This is a genomic window from Pseudomonas sp. FP2335 (genome assembly GCF_030687535.1).
Classification (GTDB): Bacteria; Pseudomonadota; Gammaproteobacteria; order Pseudomonadales; family Pseudomonadaceae; genus Aquipseudomonas.
In genome coordinates this window covers 2,245,707-2,260,304 of the sequence record NZ_CP117437.1, presented here as the reverse complement: position 1 = coordinate 2,260,304, position 14,598 = coordinate 2,245,707, and the positions used below count along the sequence as shown (strand labels likewise).

11 protein-coding genes and 2 pseudogenes are annotated in these 14,598 nt (G+C 63.7%); 6 read left to right on the top strand and 7 right to left on the bottom strand.

From position 1 onward, the window contains the following. Window positions 1–45: 45 nt before the first annotated feature. From PSH81_RS10215 to PSH81_RS10205, 4 genes and pseudogenes are all read left to right on the top strand, one after another. Window positions 46–936 (top strand): bestrophin family protein, encoded by an 891-nt coding sequence (locus PSH81_RS10215; RefSeq protein WP_226457796.1) that lies wholly within the window; start codon window positions 46–48, stop codon window positions 934–936. Between the two features lie 42 nt (window positions 937–978). After that, window positions 979–2,118, top strand: a pseudogene (locus tag PSH81_RS27515) (cache domain-containing protein); the annotation flags it as partial. A 372-nt stretch (window positions 2,119–2,490) separates the two neighbouring features. Then, window positions 2,491–3,027: pseudogene (locus PSH81_RS27510) on the top strand (methyl-accepting chemotaxis protein); the annotation flags it as partial. A 94-nt stretch (window positions 3,028–3,121) separates the two neighbouring features. Next, window positions 3,122–3,937: a DeoR/GlpR family DNA-binding transcription regulator gene (locus PSH81_RS10205; RefSeq protein WP_192300894.1), complete on the top strand. Its 816-nt coding sequence runs from the start codon at window positions 3,122–3,124 to the stop codon at window positions 3,935–3,937. Between the two features lie 39 nt (window positions 3,938–3,976). On the opposite strand, the gene otnI is transcribed toward PSH81_RS10205, so the two are convergent. The 5 genes from otnI to ltnD all read right to left on the bottom strand — a co-directional run bounded on the left by otnI (window position 3,977) and on the right by ltnD (window position 9,167). After that, complete coding sequence (gene otnI, locus PSH81_RS10200) at window positions 3,977–4,750, bottom strand: 2-oxo-tetronate isomerase (RefSeq protein ID WP_226455991.1); 774 nt, start codon at window positions 4,748–4,750, stop codon at window positions 3,977–3,979. A gap of 15 nt (window positions 4,751–4,765) precedes the next feature. Then, window positions 4,766–6,226, bottom strand: a complete 1,461-nt coding sequence (locus PSH81_RS10195) for an SLC13 family permease (RefSeq protein ID WP_226455992.1) — start codon at window positions 6,224–6,226, stop codon at window positions 4,766–4,768. Window positions 6,227–6,317: 91 nt separating this feature from the next. Then, on the bottom strand, window positions 6,318–6,962 hold the full coding sequence (locus PSH81_RS10190; protein WP_226455993.1) for an aldolase: 645 nt from the start codon (window positions 6,960–6,962) through the stop codon (window positions 6,318–6,320). Beyond that, window positions 6,959–8,251: a 3-oxo-tetronate kinase gene (gene otnK / locus PSH81_RS10185; RefSeq protein WP_192300890.1), complete on the bottom strand. Its 1,293-nt coding sequence runs from the start codon at window positions 8,249–8,251 to the stop codon at window positions 6,959–6,961. The genes PSH81_RS10190 and otnK overlap by 4 nt, the downstream gene beginning before the upstream one ends. A gap of 10 nt (window positions 8,252–8,261) precedes the next feature. Beyond that, on the bottom strand, window positions 8,262–9,167 hold the full coding sequence (gene ltnD / locus PSH81_RS10180; RefSeq protein WP_305392435.1) for an L-threonate dehydrogenase: 906 nt from the start codon (window positions 9,165–9,167) through the stop codon (window positions 8,262–8,264). A gap of 265 nt (window positions 9,168–9,432) precedes the next feature. Here ltnD and PSH81_RS10175 point away from each other — a divergent pair, with 265 nt between their 5' ends. Then, window positions 9,433–11,841 carry a glucose/quinate/shikimate family membrane-bound PQQ-dependent dehydrogenase gene (locus tag PSH81_RS10175; RefSeq protein WP_305392434.1) on the top strand — a complete coding sequence of 803 codons (2,409 nt, stop codon included), beginning with the start codon at window positions 9,433–9,435 and terminating at the stop codon, window positions 11,839–11,841. Between the two features lie 56 nt (window positions 11,842–11,897). Next, a complete protein-coding gene (locus tag PSH81_RS10170; RefSeq protein ID WP_226455995.1) occupies window positions 11,898–13,163 on the top strand; it encodes a carbohydrate porin in 1,266 nt (421 codons plus the stop codon). Here the strand turns inward: PSH81_RS10170 and PSH81_RS10165 are convergent. Together PSH81_RS10165 and PSH81_RS10160 are read right to left on the bottom strand one after the other, a co-directional pair. Then, a complete protein-coding gene (locus PSH81_RS10165) occupies window positions 13,160–13,858 on the bottom strand; it encodes a 1-acyl-sn-glycerol-3-phosphate acyltransferase (protein WP_305392433.1) in 699 nt (232 codons plus the stop codon). The genes PSH81_RS10170 and PSH81_RS10165 overlap by 4 nt on opposite strands. A gap of 12 nt (window positions 13,859–13,870) precedes the next feature. Then, window positions 13,871–14,455 carry an acyl-homoserine-lactone synthase gene (locus PSH81_RS10160; RefSeq protein WP_305392432.1) on the bottom strand — a complete coding sequence of 195 codons (585 nt, stop codon included), beginning with the start codon at window positions 14,453–14,455 and terminating at the stop codon, window positions 13,871–13,873. Window positions 14,456–14,598: the final 143 nt, after the last annotated feature.

Here is a 14,598-nt window from a genome sequence, read left to right as displayed (position 1 = left end):
CCGAGCTAAGGCACTGTTGCCCACCGCTCGTCGCGAGGTCGTCGTTTGAAAGCCGCCATCATCAAGAAATACCGCCTGATCATCAAAACCATGGGCTACGTCGGTTGGGCCCTGTTCTGGCTGTTGCTGTGGGACGTCGCCGTCACCGTGGACTTCATGCTGTTCCTCACCTACAAGATCAACCTGCCGCTGATGCCCTTGACCCTGCTCGGCTCGGCGCTGGTGGTGCTGATCAGTTTTCGCAACAGCAGCGCCTATAACCGTTGGTGGGAAGCGCGCACGCTGTGGGGGGCGATGGTCAATAATTCGCGCAGCTTTGCGCGCCAGGTGCTGACGCTGCTGGATGACCCGGACGACGAAGTGAACCCGGTCAAGGCCACCCTGCTGCGTCGGCATGTGGCCTATGTGAATTGCCTGGCCGCGCACCTCAAGGGCCAGCCGTGCCCTGACGAGGTCCGTGCGTTTATCCCCGCCGATGAGTTTGCCCGCAGCGGCGCCACCAACAATTTTGCCAACGACATCCTTACCGGTTCGGCGACGTTGCTCGCCAGGGAGTACAAGGCCGGCCACCTCGACAGCATCCGCCTGGCGCGGCTGGAATCGACCCTGGTGGACCTGTCCAACGCCCAGGGCGGCATGGAGCGCATCGCCAACACCCCACTGCCCTACCCCTACGTGTACTTCCCGCGCCTTTTCATTTCACTGTTCTGCCTGATCGTGCCTGTGGGCCTGGTGGAATCCCTCGGCTGGTTCACCCCGCTGGCCTCCACGGTAGTGGGCTTCATGCTGCTGGCCATCGAGCGTATCGGCACCGACCTGCAAAGCCCGTTCTACTCCAGCGAACACCAGATCCAGATGGACACCATCTGCGAAACCATTGAAAAAAACCTGCAATCGATGCAGCGCGATGCACTGGGTGGCGAGCGTATCGGCTAAACGCTGCCCAAAGCCTAAAGTGCGTGCCCTGCTGGTCGATATATGGGGGGTACGCATGGGCAATCCCCCCTAAAAACAACACATGCGACGCTCTTCGCTGCTTTTCTCCGCCTTGCCAACTCTAATAAGTACCCTGCGGGAGATGTCATGAATATCAAACACAAGCTGACCTGGGCGTTTGCGACCATCGCATGCGTGCCGGTGATCCTGGTGGCCGTGCTGGTGGTACTGAACCTGCGGGATGCGGCCGTGGCCAACTTCCTCGACAGCAGTAGCCGCGAGATCCGCCAGATCGACAATGGCATGAAGCAATTCTTCGACGGCATCAGCCAGAACGTTGAATATGTGGCCAAGGACCCGCGCGTTGTCGCGGCCAAAGACCTCAAGAGCTACGCCGGTGCCGACGCCGCGCAAATCCCCCTGACCCAAACGAATAAAGAGCTGCTGGCGATTTTCGACCAGTTCGCCAAAAGCCATCCCAGCACCGCCTACCTGTCCCTCGGCCTCGCCGACGGCGGTTACGCCAGCTACCCCGACGACACCAAGCTGAACAATTACGACCCACGCGTGCGCCCTTGGTATAAAGCCGCCATCGCCGCACCGGGCACTACCGTGCGTACCGGGGCGTACTACTGGGCGCCGGACGATGTGGTGCTGATCGGCACCGTGCACACCGTTGCCGACGCCACCGGCAACATCCTCGGCGTGGTTGGCCTGGACGTGTCGCTCAAGCAACTCACCGAACTGGTGCGCAACATCAAACTGGGCGACAGCGGTTACCTGATGCTGGTGGAAGGCAACGGCAACGTGCTGGTAGACCCCAGCGATGCCAAGCACAACTTCAAGCCCCTGGCCGACCTCGGCCCGCAATACGCCGAACTGGCCAAGCGCACTGACGGCGCGACCCAGATCGAGATCGACGGCGTGCCGTACATGGTCAACGTGGTCAGCTCCAAAGACCTGGGCTGGCGCTTCATCGGCCTGATCAAGCGCGACGAGGTGATGGCCGGCGCCTCCAGCCTGACCTGGCTGATCGCCGCCATCGCCGCCGCGCTGGCCGTGGTGTTCGCCCTCGTCGGTGCGAGTTTCGCCAGCATGATCGTGCGGCCGATCCGCGGCGTGGCCGATGGCCTGCAGGAAATCGCCGAAGGTGAAGGCGACCTGACGCGCAAACTCAGCGTGCAAGGCAAGGACGAAACCGCGACCCTGGCCGGCTGGTTCAACCAGTTCCTCGGCGCGATTGCGCAGTTGGTGCAGCGTATCGGCAGTGCGTCCAACGACCTGCAAAGCGCCGCCGCCGACACCAGCGACGTCGCCAACAACATGAACCAGGCCGCCGGCCGCCAGCGCGAAGCCGTGGAACTGGTCAGCACCGCGTTCAACGAGATGGTCGCCACTTCCAACGAAGTCGCACGCTCGTGCAGCGCCGCCGCCACCAGTGCCGATGAGGGCTACCGCGACGTACACAACGGCCAGCAGCACATCGGCGAAGCCACCGGCAGCGTACTCAAGCTCAGCGAAGACCTGCAAAAGTCGACCCAGACCATGCAGTTGCTGGAGCAGGACAGCCAGAACATCAACACCATCCTCGACACCATCCGTTCGATTGCCGAACAGACCAACCTGCTCGCGCTCAACGCCGCCATCGAAGCCGCGCGCGCCGGCGACCAAGGTCGCGGCTTTGCGGTGGTGGCCGACGAAGTGCGCGCCCTCGCCCGCCGCACCGCCGATTCCACCGGCGAGATCGACAGCCTGCTGGGCAACCTCGCCCGGCGCACCCAGGAAGTCACCTTGCAGATGCAGGGCAGCCTGCTGGTCTCGCAGACCAGCGTGGATCGCATCCAGCAGGCCCGCGACAGCTTTGACAAGATTCTGGGCTCGGTGGACTCGATCCGCGACCAGAACACCCAGATCGCTACCGCCGCCGAAGAACAGCACCAGGTGGCCGAAGAGATCAACCGGCACATCGCGCAGATTCATGCCGATGCGCAACTGGTTGAAGGCTTCGCCCACTCGGCGCAGGCCGGTTCAGGCCGGCTTACGGATATTTCGGGGCAGCTCAAGGGGTTGGTGGGCCGGTTCAAATACTAGATAACCTCAGCCTGGGTTCGCCTGCAGGGAGCAGGCGAACGCTGCGTGTATTCGCTACTATGTGCACCAGCCCCCAGACCGACCCGGAACGCCAATGCCCAACCCCAAGGACACTGCTGCCGACAGCAGCACCCCGATGATTCCCGAGCAGCGTCGCGAGCAAATCCTGCGGCAGTTGCGCAAGCATCAGGTGATGAGCGTGCACCAGCTGATGGAGATGTTCGACTGCTCGCACATGACCGTGCGCCGCGACATCGCGCTGCTGGAGCAGGAAGGCCGGGCCTATTCGGTCACCGGAGGGGTGCGTATCGCCAGCCAGTTGCACAGCGAGCCGAGCCATCAGTCCAAGGCCGTGGTGGAACTGCCGCAGAAACAGGCCATGGCGCGCCTGGCCGCGCGTTTGCTGCACGCGGACATGACGGTGTACCTGGATGCGGGTACCAGCACCCTGGAGATCGTGCCCTATATCAAGGCGCTGTCGGGGATGACGGTGGTGACCAACGACTTCGGCATTGTGCAGGCCTTGATGGATGCGCAGCAGGTGACCGTCATCCACACCGGCGGGCAGCTGGACCATGACAACCATTCTTCGGTCGGCGGGCTGGCGGTGGCGACCTTGCGTCAGGTGGTCACCGACATCGCGTTCATGTCTACCAGCTCCTGGGACCTGCACCGTGGCATCACCACCCCCTCGGCGCTGAAGGTCGAGGTCAAGCAAGTGGCCATGCAATCGGCGGCGCAGGTGGTGCTGGTGGCAAGCAGTTCCAAGTACGGCACCTTCAGCATGTACCGGATTGCCGGGTTGGAACCGTTCGACGTGATCATCAGCGACGACGCGCTCGCCCCGGCGGCGGCGGACGGCATCCGCAAGCGCGGCATCGAGCTGATGCTGCCAACCCAGCCAAACTGATAAAACCCGTAGTGAGCGGGCTTGCCGAACGCGGGTCCGTTACAGATCACGCAACCATTGCAGGCCCGTCGAGGTGTCGCCCCTTGGCCGGTACTCGCAGCCAACCCAGCCGGTGTAGCCCAACTGGTCCATCAGGCCGAACAGGTAGCCGTAGTTCAACTCGCCCGAGTCCGGCTCATGGCGGTCCGGTACGCCGGCGATCTGGATATGGCCGATGCCGTTGAAATCACGACGCAGCTTGGTCGCCACATCCCCCTCGACAATCTGGCAGTGGTAGCAGTCGAACTGCACTTTGAGGTTGCTCGCCCCCACTTCACGGCAGATGGCCTGGGCCTGGTCCTGGCGGTTGAGGAAGAACCCCGGCATGTCGCGGGTGTTGATCGGCTCCAGCAACACCGTCACCCCGACCCGGGCCGCTGCGGCGCTGGCGTAGGCGAGGTTTTCCAGGTACACGGCGTGGTGGCGCTGGCGCAGGCTTTCCGACGGCAACAGGCCGGCCATCACGTGGATGCGGTCGTTGCCGAGCACGGCGGCGTATTCCAGCGCGCGGTCGAAGCCCAGGCGAAACTCGGCCTCGCGCCCCGGCAGCGTGGCGATGCCGCGCTCCCCCGCCGCCCAGTCACCCGGCGGTGCATTGAACAGGGCCTGGACCAAACCGTTGTCGCTCAGGCGCTGCTTGAGCTCGGCCGCGCTGTAGTCGTAGGGAAACAGGTATTCCACCGCATCAAACCCATCGGCTTTCGCCGCGGCGAACCGCTGGAGAAAGTCGTGTTGCGGATACAGCATGCTCAGGTTGGCAGCAAAGCGAGGCATGGGAACTCCTGGAAGTCAGACAAAAGGCCAGATCATTAGGGTAATCAAGAACCCCAAGGTGCCGAGCAAGGTGGTGATCACCGTCCACGTGCGCAGACCGTCCGCCACGTTGAGCCCGGCGAGCTTGGTGAAAATCCAGTAGCCGGCGTCGTTGATATGCGACATCGCCAGCCCGCCACCGCCCATGGCCAGGCACAGCAGCGCCAGGTGGTTGGGCGTGAGGTTGAGGGTGACGATCAACGGGCTGATGATCCCGGCCGTGGTCACCAGCGCCACAGTCGTGGAACCCTGCACCGCACGCAGCAGCATGGTCAACAAAAAGCCCAGGGCCAGCACCGGCAAGCCGGTGGTACGCAGCATGTCGGAGACTACCGCGCCGATGCCGGTGTCCACCAGCACCTTGCCGAACACACCACCGGCACCGGCAATGAGGATCACCATGGCCACGCCCGGCAACGCCGAACCAATCACATCCGACACCTGGCTGCGGCTCCAGCCACGGCGCGAGCCCAGTAGCCAGGCGCACAGCAAGGTGTCGATCAGCAGCGCGACCAGCGGCGCGCCGAGCACCGTCATCACTCCACGCAAGGTCGACTCGACCGGCAACAGCGAAGTCGCCAGGGTACCCAACAGGATCAACACAATCGGCAGCAGGATCAGGCTGACAATCAAGCCAAAACCCGGTGCAGGCGCCGCCGGCAGCTTGGCGGCGATGGCGCTGGTGGATTCTTCCAGGCCCATGTGGGACTCGGCCACGGCCGCTTGTTGTACGGCCTGCTGGCCGCCATTGTTCCAGGCCTGCAAGTCGGCGTTGGTCACGTGCGGGCCGTAGACTTCGGCGCGGATGTCGTCGGTCATCGGGTAGAAGCGGCGGGTCATGCGCCCCGCCACGCGATAACCGATGTAGCACAGCAATGCGGTCATCGGCAGGCCGAACATCAGCACCCGCCCCAGGTCCGCCCCCAGTTGGCTGGCGGCCGCCACGGCACCCGGATGGGGTGGCAGGAACGCATGCACGGTCAGCAATGCCGCACACATCGGCAGCGCAAAAATCAGCAGCGGTTTGCGGGCGCGGCGAGCCACGCCATAGGCCAGCGGCATCAGGATGATCACCCCGACTTCAAAGAACACCGGCACGCCGATGATGAACCCGGCAATGGTCAGCGCCAGCGGCGTGCGGCTGTTGCCGAAGCGCTCGATCAGCGATTTGGCCAGGGCCTCGGCGCCGCCGGAGAGTTCGATGATGCGCCCGATCATCGCGCCCAGGGCAATGATGATCGCGATATGGCCAAGGGTCTTGCCCATGCCGCCTTCAATGGTCGCGACCAGGTCGGCGGGTTTCACCCCGGCAACCAGGGCCACCACGATACTCACCAGCATCAGCGCGACAAACGGCTGGAATTTGTACTTGAGGACCAGAAACAGCAACAGCGCGATACCCGCACCGGCGGTCAACATCAAAATCAGTGGGCTCATTCGAAAATGTCCTGTTGTTATTGTTTTTTACGCAAGCCGGGGCCGTCGAGTCCCTGACCAGGGCCTCGGGGCAACGCGTGCAATGTTGGGGTTACCAGTGCGCGCCGAACGTCTCGCGCAGTTCATCCAGTGCAGCCTGGTCCAGCGGCGCGGGCCGTGGGTTGCTCATCAACCAGAGCCGCGCGGTTTCTTCCAGTTCTTCCAGGGCGTAGCTGGCCTTGGCCACCGAGCTTTCCCAGACCACCGGCCCGAGGCGTTCGAGCATCACACCGCGCACGCTGTTGGCCAGTTGTGCAACTTGCTCGGCAACCATTGGGGAGCCGGGGCGCTGGTAGCCGATCAAGGGAATGTGCCCGACCTTCATCACCTGATACGGCGTGAGCGGCGGCAAGATGTCGTCCGCGCGCCACACCCCGGCCAGGGTCAGCGCCACCAGATGGGTCGAATGGGTATGCACCACACCGCCCACCGAAGGGTTGCGGTCGTACACCTGGCGATGCAGGGCCAGGGTCTTGGACGGCTTTTCACCGCTGACCCACTCGCCTTTCAGGTTGACCTTGGCGATGGCGGCCGGGGTCAGGCGCCCGAGGCAGATATCCGTCGGCGTAATCAGCCAGCCATCGTCGAGGCGCGCGCTGATATTGCCGGCACTGCCCACGGTGTAGCCGCGCTGATAAAGGCTGCGGCCAACCTCGCAGATTTCGTCGCGCTGGGCCTGTTCGTCGATGCCGCTCATTGCGCACCTCCGGCCAGTTGCGCGAGGGCCTTGGCGAAGAAATCGCGCCCGCCGAAGTTGCCCGATTTCAACGCCAGCGCCAACGGCTCGGCACCACCGCTGAGGGTAGCCGGCACGCCCGGATCGATCTGCGCGCCGATCTGCAACAGGTTGACGCCCAGCGCCTTGACCACCGCGCCGGAGGTTTCGCCGCCGGCGATCACAAAGCGCCGCACGCCACTTGCGCGCAGGCCGCTGGCGATCTCGCCCAGCGCGTCCTCCACCAGGGCTCCGGCGCGTTCGACGCCCAATTGTTGTTGCACCGCCTTGACCTCGGCCGGGGTGCTGGTGGCGTAGATCAACACGGTATGCGCGCTGTCGCGGGCAAACGCCAGGGCCTGGGCCACCACCGGTTCACCGGCCGCCAGGGCCAGCGGATCGATGCGCAACGCCGGGCGCCCGGCTTCCTGCCAGGCTGCCACCTGGCCCAGGGTCGCTACCGATGCACTGCCCGCCAACACCACTTCGCCGCCGCTGACCGAGGGCAACGTGGCGACATCGAAGTCACGCAATTTGCCGGCGCGGCGGAAATTGTCCGGCAGGCCCAATGCCAGGCCCGAGCCGCCGGTCAGCAACGGCAAGTCCGCGCAGGCACTGCCCAGGGTGTAGAGGTCGCGGTCCGACAGCGCATCGGCGATGGCGATGCCCACGCCTTGCGCACGCAGTTCGGCGATCTTGGCGCGGGTCGCCTCGACCCCGGCGCCAATCGCGTCGTAACGCAGCAGGCCGACCGGCAGCTGGGTCTGGCTTTGCAGCACACGCACCAGATTGGCGTCGCCCATCGGCGTCAACGGATGATGCTGCATGCCGGACTCGCTGAGCAGTTGGTCCTGCACAAACAAGTGGCCACGGAAAATCGTCCGACCGTTTTCCGGAAACGCCGGGCACGCCAGGGTGAAGTCGCTGCCCAGGGCCTTGAGCAAGGCCTCGCTGACCTGGCCGATATTGCCCGCGGCGGTGGAATCGAAGGTGGAACAGTACTTGAAGAAAATCTGCTCGCAGCCCTGTGCGCGCAGCCAGTCCAGTGCGGCCAGGGATTCAGCAACCGCCTCGGCTGCCGGGGTGGTGCGCGACTTTAGGGCGATGACAATTGCATCCGCATCCAGCCCGGCCGCGACTTCGCGACTGGGGATGCCGATACTCTGCACCGTGCGCATGCCACCGCGCACGAGCATGTTGGCAAGGTCGGTGGCGCCGGTGAAATCGTCGGCGATGCAGCCCAGCAATGGGCGCGCGTTGGCAGTCGTCATGACGCGTTCCTTAAACAGAGTCGGGCTTGGCGGTCGGCAGGTCGATGCCGGGGAAAATCTTGATCACCGCCGAGTCGTCCTCGCGGCCGAAACCGGCACTGGAGGCCTGCATGAACATCTGATGTGCGGTGGCCGACAGCGGCAGCGGGAATTTGCTCGCGCGGGCGGTATCCAGCACCAGGCCAAGGTCCTTGACGAAAATATCCACCGCCGACAGCGGCGTGTAGTCCGCCTTCAGAATGTGCGGCACGCGGTTTTCAAACATCCACGAGTTGCCGGCGCTGTGGGTGATGACTTCGTACAAGGCATCGGCGTCGACGCCTTCGCGCAGGCCCAGGGCCATGGCTTCGGCAGACGCAGCGATGTGCACGCCGGCGAGCAACTGGTTGATGATTTTGACTTTGGAGCCCAGGCCATGGACATCGCCCAGGCGATAGACCTTGCCCGCCATGCCGGCCAGCACGGCCTCAGCCTTGGCGTAAGCAGCGTGCGGGCCGGAGGTCATCATGGTCATTTCACCGGCGGCAGCCTTGGCCGCACCGCCGGAGATCGGCGCATCGAGGTACAACAGGCCCAGCTCCGCCAGGCGCTGGCCGAGGTCAACCGCATAGGTCGGCGCCACGGTGGCGCAGCCGATCAGCAGGCTGCCCGGACGCAGTGCCGCCACCGCCCCGCCTTCACCGAACAACACGGTTTCGGTCTGCTCGGCGTTAACCACCACGGTGATGATCACATCGCAGGCTTCGGCCATCTGCGCCGCAGACGTGCAGGCCACCCCGCCTTCGCCTGCGAACTGCCGGGTGACGGCGTCACGCACGTCACAGGCATGCACATTGAAGCCGGCGCGCAGCAGCGAGCGGGCAATGCCCAGGCCCATCGCGCCCAGACCGACAACACCAACATTCTTATTATTCATGGGGTACTCCAGGGGAAAACGGCGGCTGAGGCCACACCGGCGAGCCGCGTTGGAATTGCTATCGATCATCCACCAATGAACAGATTATGTGAAGTATTTTTTCAATCTAACATTTTTTAACATCGCGTCTTTTCCGGCAAAGCGCCGCGCTCCCTGCTTGAATCATCACATCACCTGCTACTTACGTCTTATCGTAAGAATGTACTAACCAGTTACTTATCTTGCTAACATTCTCTCTTTGCCATTCACCTTGAGTGCTGTCGACATGAAACAAGCATCACGCGCCACGGGCGCCTCTAGATTTCTCCTGCTGGGATTGGGCGTCATCATCGCCCTGCTCGGCGTGGCGCTGGCCGTTGGCGGCGCCAGGCTGGTCAGCCTTGGAGGTTCCTGGTACTTCCTGATCGGCGGCCTGGCCATGGCGGTCTCCGGGCTGCTGATTGCGCGGCAGAAACCAGCCGGCGCGTGGCTGTTCGCCGCGTTCCTGGTCGGCACGGCGATCTGGGCCGTGGCGGATGTGGGCCTGGTGTTCTGGCCGCTGTTCTCGCGGCTGTTCATGTTCGCGGCCATCGGCATGGTGGTGGCACTGGTTTACCCGCTGCTGGCCGGCAAGCCGGCGCGTGGCGCGTATGGCGTCGCCGCCGTGTTAGCGGTCGGCGTGGCAGTGGCGGCGGGCAATATGTTTGTCGCCCACCCCAGCGTCGCGCCGACGGGTGCCGGTCCGGGCATCACCCCGGTGGCGGCGGCCGATGCGCAGAAAGATTGGGCGCACTACGGCAACACCGAAGGCGGCAGCCGTTTCGCCGCGCTGGACCAGATCAACCGTGACACCGTGAACAAACTCAAAGTGGCGTGGACCTACCACACAGGTGACGTCGCCCTCAGCGACGGCAACGGCGCCGAAGACCAATTGACGCCCCTGCAGATCGGCAACAAGGTGTTCATCTGCACACCGCACAACAACCTGATCGCCCTCGACGCCGACACCGGCAAAGAGCTGTGGAAGAACGACGTCAACGCCAAGTCGGCGGTGTGGCAGCGTTGCCGTGGCATGGCTTACTTCGACGCCACCGCGCCGATTGCCCAGCCGACCCAGCCCAACAGCTCACCGATCATTGCCGCCAGCGTCCCCGCCGGTGCGCAGTGCCAGCGTCGCCTGCTGACCAACACTATTGATGCACGCCTGATCGCCGTAGACGCCGACACCGGCAAGTTCTGCGAAGACTTCGGCACCCACGGCCAAGTGGATCTGAAAGCCGGCCTGGGCAACGTGCCGGACAGCTACTACCAACTGTCCTCGGCGCCATTGATCGCTGGCACCACCGTGGTGGTTGGCGGGCGCGTGGCGGACAACGTCCAGACCGACATGCCCGGCGGCGTGATCCGTGGCTTCGACGTGATCACCGGGCAAATGCGCTGGGCCTTCGACCCCGGCAACCCACAGGACAAACAAGCCCCGGCCGAGGGCAGCACCTACGTGCGCAGCACGCCAAACAGCTGGGCGCCGATGTCCTATGACCCGCTGATGAACACCCTGTTCTTGCCGATGGGCAGCTCGTCCACCGACATCTACGGGGTTGAACGCACGCAGTTGAACCACAAATACGGCGCGTCGGTCCTCGCGCTGGACGCCTCCACCGGCGCCGAAAAGTGGGTGTACCAGACCGTCCACAATGACCTGTGGGACTTCGACCTGCCGATGCAGCCAAGCCTGATCGACTTCACTGCACCCGGCACCGACAAAGCCGTGCCTGCAGTCGTGATCGGCACCAAGGCCGGGCAGATCTACGTGCTCGACCGCGCCACCGGCAAGCCGCTGACCGAGGTTAAGGAAGTACCGGTCAAGGCCGCCAACATCCCCAACGAACCCTACTCGCCGACCCAGCCTAAATCTGTGGGTATGCCACAGATCGGCGCGCAAACCCTGACCGAGTCGGACATGTGGGGTGCCACCCCGTTCGACCAACTGCTGTGCCGCATCGACTTCAAGGGCATGCGCTACGACGGCCTGTACACCGCGCCGGGCACCGATAAATCCCTGAGTTTCCCGGGCTCCCTGGGCGGCATGAACTGGGGCAGCATTTCCACCGACCCGGTGCACGGTTTTATCTTCGTCAACGACATGCGCCTGGGCCTGTGGATCCAGATGATACCGTCGCAGAACAAGGCCCAGGCCGCGTCCGGCGGCGAAGCGCTGAACACCGGCATGGGCGCCGTGCCCCTCAAGGGCACGCCGTATGCCGTGAACAAAAACCGCTTCCTGTCGGTGGCCGGTATTCCGTGCCAGGCGCCGCCGTTCGGCACCTTGACCGCGATCGACATGAAGACCCAGAAGGTCGCGTGGCAAGTGCCGGTGGGCACCGTTGAAGACACCGGCCCCCTGGGCATCCGCATGCACTTGCCGATCAAGATCGGCCTGCCGACCCTCGGCGGCACGCTGTCGACCCAAGGCGGCCTGATCTTTATCGCCGGCACCCAGGACTTCTACCTGCGCGCCTTCAACAGCGCCAACGGTGATGAAATCTGGAAAGCCCGCCTGCCCGTCGGCAGCCAAGGCGGCCCGATGACCTACGTCTCGCCGAAAACCGGCAAGCAATACGTGGTGATCACCGCCGGCGGTGCACGCCAGTCCACTGACCGTGGCGACTACGTGATCGCCTACGCCCTGCCTTAACCCCTCGATCAAGCGCGGTGCCCTCTGCACCGCGCTTTCTGTCTGGAAGAACCCGCATGACCCTCACTTCTCACACGTCCCTGGGGCGCCTGCTGCTCGGCCTGGCCCTGGGCGCAGCCTTGCCCGTACAAGCCGATGACAGCACCCTGACCGGCGACTGGGGCGGCCTGCGCCGCGAGCTCGACGCACAAGGCATCCGCTTCACCGGCGACTACAGCGGCGAGACCGCCTACAACGCCCACGGCGGCATGCACCGCTCGGCGCGCTACTCGCAGAACCTCAAGCTCGGCGTGCAGTTCGACCTGGGCAAGCTCTACGGTTTCAACAACGGCGACCGCATCCAGCTGACCATCAACGACCGACGCGGCAACAGCGCCTCCGAAGACCTGGTGGGCAACCGCCTGCCGATCCAGGAAAACTACGGCGGCCTCTACACCCGCCTCACCGAGTTGAGCTATGAGCGCACGCTGTTCACCCCGGCGCTGAACGTCAAGCTTGGCTACATGGCCATGGGCAACGACCTCGGCGGCCTCGACAGCGGCGTTCTGTGCAACTTCATGAACGCCGGTTTCTGCGGGCACCCGCTGAACATGTCCGGCGGCAGCGGCTGGACCAACTACCCGAATGCGCGCCTCGGTGCACGGGTCAAATACGACCTCTCGCCAAACTGGCAACTGCGCGTGGCGGCATTCAACGTCGACCCGCAAAGCAACGGCAACTCCAGCCGCGCCTGGCATCTGACGCCCAAGCACACCACCGGCACCGTGGTGCCCATCGAGCTGATCTACAAGCACGCGGGCACCCTGCCGGGCGAATACAAGGTGGGTTATTACTACGACAGCTCCGACGTCAAACGCATCGGCAGCACCAAGGAAGTGAGTGGACGCAGCGGGCACTACCTGCTGATCGACCAGGCCGTGTGGGCCTCGGATACATCCGCCGGTCGCGTGCTGCATGCATTTGGCCAATACTCGGCGGCCAGTGAAGCGGCCTCACCGTTCAGCAAGTGGTATGGCGCGGGCGTGGTGTTGTACAAACCGTTCGAAGGCCGCCCGCGTGACACCCTCGCCCTCGGTTACGGGCGTGCCGTGCCGAACCCGCGCAGCCGTGAGGTGCAGGAACTGGCGGCGTTCAACGCCGGTACCGATTACCCCAACCTGAACAACGCCGAGCAGTTGATCGAACTGAGCTACGGCTACCAGGCCACGCCGTGGCTGACCTTGCGTCCGGATGTGCAATACATCATCGAACCGGGGGCGTTTTCCGGGGACAAGATCGACGACGCGTTGGTCCTGGGTTTGCAGGTCAAGGCGACCTTCTAAGCCACCGGCAGCGCGTTGTTGATAATCTCGCGTGCGTAGTTCGCCAGTTGCTTGGCGCTCATCGCCGTGACCTCATCCGCCTCGATGGGCGGATGGGCGACGATGCTGACATCAGTCCTGCGCCACGCGTTGTAAGCGATATGGTTCACCGCCGGGCTGATCGTCACCGGGACGATCCCCACCCCCATTTCCTTGGCCAGCCGAAAGGCACCGCTCTTGAACGCGAGCATCTTTTCGCCATGGGTGCGCGTGCCTTCCGGGAAGATCCACAGCGACGTGTTGTCGGCCACCACCCGCCTGGCCAGCTTGCGCAACCCCTCGATAGACGCCCGTGGGCTGCTTCGATCGATGAACAGGCTGCCGGTCAACCAATACAACTGCCCTAGCAGCGGCAACCATTTGAGTGAGTGCTTGGCCACAATCACCGTACCGGGGTTGAGCGCTTGCGCCACGATCAGCGCGTCATGGTTGCATTGGTGGTTGGCCACATAAATATAGGGTTGGGTGGTGGGTACGCGGTCAAAGCCGTGCACCTCGACACGCACCGCACAGATGCGATTGATCAGCGCGTAGACTCGGCAGGCCACGTACAGGTTTCGGTTCTTCGACGGGTTGATCAGCATGTAGAGGCATAAAAACGGAAAGCTCGACACGATCAACAACAGCACCAACAAGGCTCTGGCCAACGCAATCATAAATAACCCGCTTCAGGCCGCGAGGCACAAGGCGCGGGTGGTGGTGTCGTCGATGTCGATCCAGAATGGCACGATGCGTTGGTTGTCGATGAGGTGCGGCGCCGAGATCCGGCGCGTGGTAACGCCCATCCGCTTGAGCAGGCGCTCGTTGCCCACCGCGCTGAACGCAATCAGGCGAAAAGCGCCCTTGGAGCGCGCCACATCAATCACTTCGCGAACCAGCTTTACCGTGTTCTGCCACGCTTGCTCGGCGCTCAACACCTGCCCCTTGGGCTGGCTGATGGCAAAGCGTGACAGCTCCCAAATATCCGCCGAGAACGGCGGCGGGCTTTCCCCCATCAAGTGCGGGAACACTTCACCCAGCAGGTACGGGCCATTGGTGGGCAGCAGGCGGGCGCAACCGAAGATCTCGCGATCACGGTCACAGGCCAGAACGTAAACGGTATCCGGGCGATCAAACGCATCCAGCTCACGCCCCTCTTCGCACGGCAAGGGCCAGCCCAGGGCTTTGACAAATACCTCATACCGATACTTCGCCAGGGCACTCGCCATGCCTGGCAATAGTTCACCCACTGTCCCTGTTACTGCCGTAAGCATGCCAACCACCCAACCAATATTATTGGCCGAGTACAGCAAACCGTTGATTTTGTGAGTAGCTGCCCGAATGGGCAGGTGGACTACCCCCAGAAACTATGCATCCGCCGCCTGGAACAGCCTGTATAATTCGACTCCGCCCAGCT